Source organism: Skermanella sp. (assembly GCF_059503625.1).
Genome location: NZ_JCACHA010000355.1, coordinates 1 through 2,708, shown reverse-complemented (window position 1 = coordinate 2,708; position 2,708 = coordinate 1). Strand labels below are relative to the sequence as shown.

4 protein-coding genes are annotated in these 2,708 nt (G+C 59.5%); 3 read left to right on the top strand and 1 reads right to left on the bottom strand.

Going from position 1 to position 2,708, the window contains the following annotated elements; genetic code table 11:
* Together AC5JJ6_RS08110 and AC5JJ6_RS08105 are read left to right on the top strand one after the other, a co-directional pair.
* The coding region (locus AC5JJ6_RS08110) for a hypothetical protein (RefSeq protein WP_496041549.1) at nt 1–265 on the top strand (265 nt) is incomplete at its 5' end.
* 797 nt (nt 266–1,062) lie between these two features.
* Nucleotides 1,063–1,326, top strand: a complete 264-nt coding sequence (locus AC5JJ6_RS08105) for a hypothetical protein (protein ID WP_496041548.1) — start codon at nt 1,063–1,065, stop codon at nt 1,324–1,326.
* Nucleotides 1,327–1,682: 356 nt separating this feature from the next.
* Here the strand turns inward: AC5JJ6_RS08105 and AC5JJ6_RS08100 are convergent, their stop codons facing one another.
* Entirely contained in the window at nt 1,683–1,991 is a 309-nt protein-coding gene (locus AC5JJ6_RS08100) for a DUF3024 domain-containing protein (protein WP_496041547.1), read from the bottom strand.
* 444 nt (nt 1,992–2,435) lie between these two features.
* Here AC5JJ6_RS08100 and AC5JJ6_RS08095 point away from each other — a divergent pair.
* Nucleotides 2,436–2,708 (top strand): transposase family protein (locus tag AC5JJ6_RS08095; protein WP_496041546.1); only part of this gene is annotated, 273 nt, incomplete at its 3' end.

Below are 2,708 nucleotides of genomic sequence, written 5' to 3'. Positions count from 1 at the left end.
CTCCCTGGGTCTCGTCAGCCTTCATCTGGAACCGGCGCGCCAGTTTGCTGAGGAACTTCGCCAAGTGATGCGGTCCTGCCATCTTGTGCGCAGCGTCCAGTGCGACCATGAGCATACCATCCGTGATTGCGACGGCTGGAAATCCATCACGCTCCAGCTCTATGGCAAACTCCCGTATTCTCCTGGCAATGTCCTCTGTCACAGCTTGATCGGCTATGCTTCCTCTCTGGTGCTGTGTCGTTCGCAACAAACCGCCCCGATTTGACCTCGGTACATTGATAGCTGATGGTCGCTAGCACGATCAACTCTGCCCAGTTTTCCAGCGCTGCGTTATTAGTCGAATTGCTCTTCGCTTCTGGTCTGTCATGCGTCTGCTAAACTCTGAAACCAATATGCCTGTGCGGAGAGCAGTTTGTGGCGAACTCCACGCCAAGGTGGTTCGCCAGGATCGTGTAATCCTGTACGAACTCGGGAAATGGAGACCCGTTGGATTGCCCGAGACCGGTCTGCACCCGTCCCCTGAACGTCATGGTGGTCGAAACAGGATCTGCGTTCCGGGTCCTCAGGCAAAAGAAGCGAGCGCCTGCCAGCGCCACCGGCGGCAGAACCGTCTTTGTCCGCATAGCCTCACGGAAATCCTTGGCAATCCCACGGCTCATCCGAAGGCTTTCCCAGTCGGCGGTCACCTGATCAACCAATTCAACCCAGTACCGACCACTCACCGTTGACAGGAACACCGATGCCCCCTGCTCATTCCCGCTGAGGTTTATTGGCTATGAGCATCAACAGGATACCTGAGGTTGACCGGAAACAGTCGGAGCACTGGTGGGGTATCTCTACCAGATCGCGACGCCGAGGCGTAACGCCTCCGACAGCAACCCATGCTCCTGGCCCCTAGGGCGATGAGAACCTTTGTCATTTTTACTCATAGTACCGTCACGTTGGCGTAGGGTGTTGGAATTTGCGTATGAGGTTGCGGGATCATCGGCAGCTTATGATTGGCAGGTGTGCTGTCGTTGCCTTACCCTGCAAGCCTTTGACCGACATGAGGAGACAGCATCGATGTACGCCATCCTGCGCGGCGCCAACGGACGACGCCACGAAGTCGAGTTCGGCGATGATCCGGTTGTAGTGGATGTCGCGATGAGCGACGTCACAGTTCAGATTACGATGACGGCTTCCGGTGACCCAGGTTTCGACCGGGGACGCTTCGTGACCGTTACCGTTCCGCGGGAGCAACTGGTTGCGGCCATGGCTGAATCCGTGAACCGCCGCTCCAAAACAGGCAACGCCACCGGCATTCGGGTTGTCGGCGAGGAAAGCTGATCGGCCCGGCCAGCGCCTGCATGGCCATCGACAGTTGGCTATCGATCAACTGGAAGCGCATCATGACCAGACAGCATTACGGATCATGGCAGGCGATTACGCGGTACGGCATGCCAATCCGGCGAGGAGCGCTCAGGCGACGATGTCAGGCCCGACGCATGGACAATCCTCGAAGTCATTCCTGGTTCCGGAGGCGCTATGGCTATCCGCATTCCCGATCTTTGGACACTCTGCGGCCCTAAAGTCAAAGGGAGTAACGCTGCCTATGTCGGGTGCAGCAGGATCTCGGCTTCGATGAGCTGAAGGGCTTCTTCGAGAGTGACCCACTCGAACAGGATCCGTCATCCTCCGGTGTATCACTGCCAGGCAACGTTGCACAGCCCCGGCAAGATCCAGTCGAGCCGCGCAAAGGACGCATCGAACTCCGGCTGGATGGCGTCTGGCCCATCGGAGCGATAGCGTTGAATGAAGCGGTACCGGTTGCCGCGCCACCTGCCGAGAATGCCGACCGGGTAGTTCCACTCGGTTGGTCGGATCTCCGGCAGGAAGCGCGGCTTCAGCACATCGGTGATGAACCTCTCGCATGCCCCGATGATCGCCTGTTTCTCGGTCAGGGTGATCCTGGACGCGTGAACCTGTCGGGTCGGCGGCTTTCTGCTCACCATGGCTCCCTCCCCTGCCCTGCGATCGTGGCGGAAGTACCCAGGCGTATTACGTCGCTTCACGGACGAGCCGTCTGCCTCCAGCCACTCCGACACCTGGGTTGATTCGCAGGTTCCGGCCCGTCGCCTGCCCTGACCTTGCCCACGTGCAGCGTCTCCCATAGCCGGGTAAAGTTGGCGACAGGATGGGGGCGGAATGACGAAAACAGCACGGGCGCGTTACACGCTGAAATTCAAGGAAGAGGCCGTTTGCCCGGTCGCCGGTGGTGACCAAGGGCTGTTCAGTTCTTCCCGCGCTGGGTGCCTGGTTCGCGCTAAGCGAGTCCTGATGGGGCGTAATGCCGCGTAGAAAGAGTCTACTATCAGGCACGAATGTGTGAATCCTTGGTCGGCAATTCCTGACCCTGGGGGTTTGCCATAGTACCGTTCGGCCGGCTTCTCGATGCGTTGAGCGAGGTTCCCGATCCACGATGCACGGAGGGCAAGTGCTATCCGCCGGCGCCGTTGCTGCTGTTCACCGTGCTGGCGCTGCTGCCCAGCGCGACCTCATACCGCCACATCAATTGCTTCCTGCAGCAACGCCGGATCGTCCTCACCGCCCTGGTCGGCTGTACCCTGAAGCGAGCGCCGTCGCTCAACACGCTGCGCACTGTCCTGCAGATGCTTGACCGAGACGCCCTGGAAGTGGCTTTTCGCCAACAAGCCTGGGACCTGTTGCCG

Coding starts and splice junctions, on each gene's coding strand:
- AC5JJ6_RS08105 (WP_496041548.1), top strand. CDS start 1,063: ATGTACGCCATCCTGCGCGGCGCCAACGGACGACGCCACGAAGTCGAG.
- AC5JJ6_RS08100 (WP_496041547.1), bottom strand. CDS start 1,991: ATGGTGAGCAGAAAGCCGCCGACCCGACAGGTTCACGCGTCCAGGATC.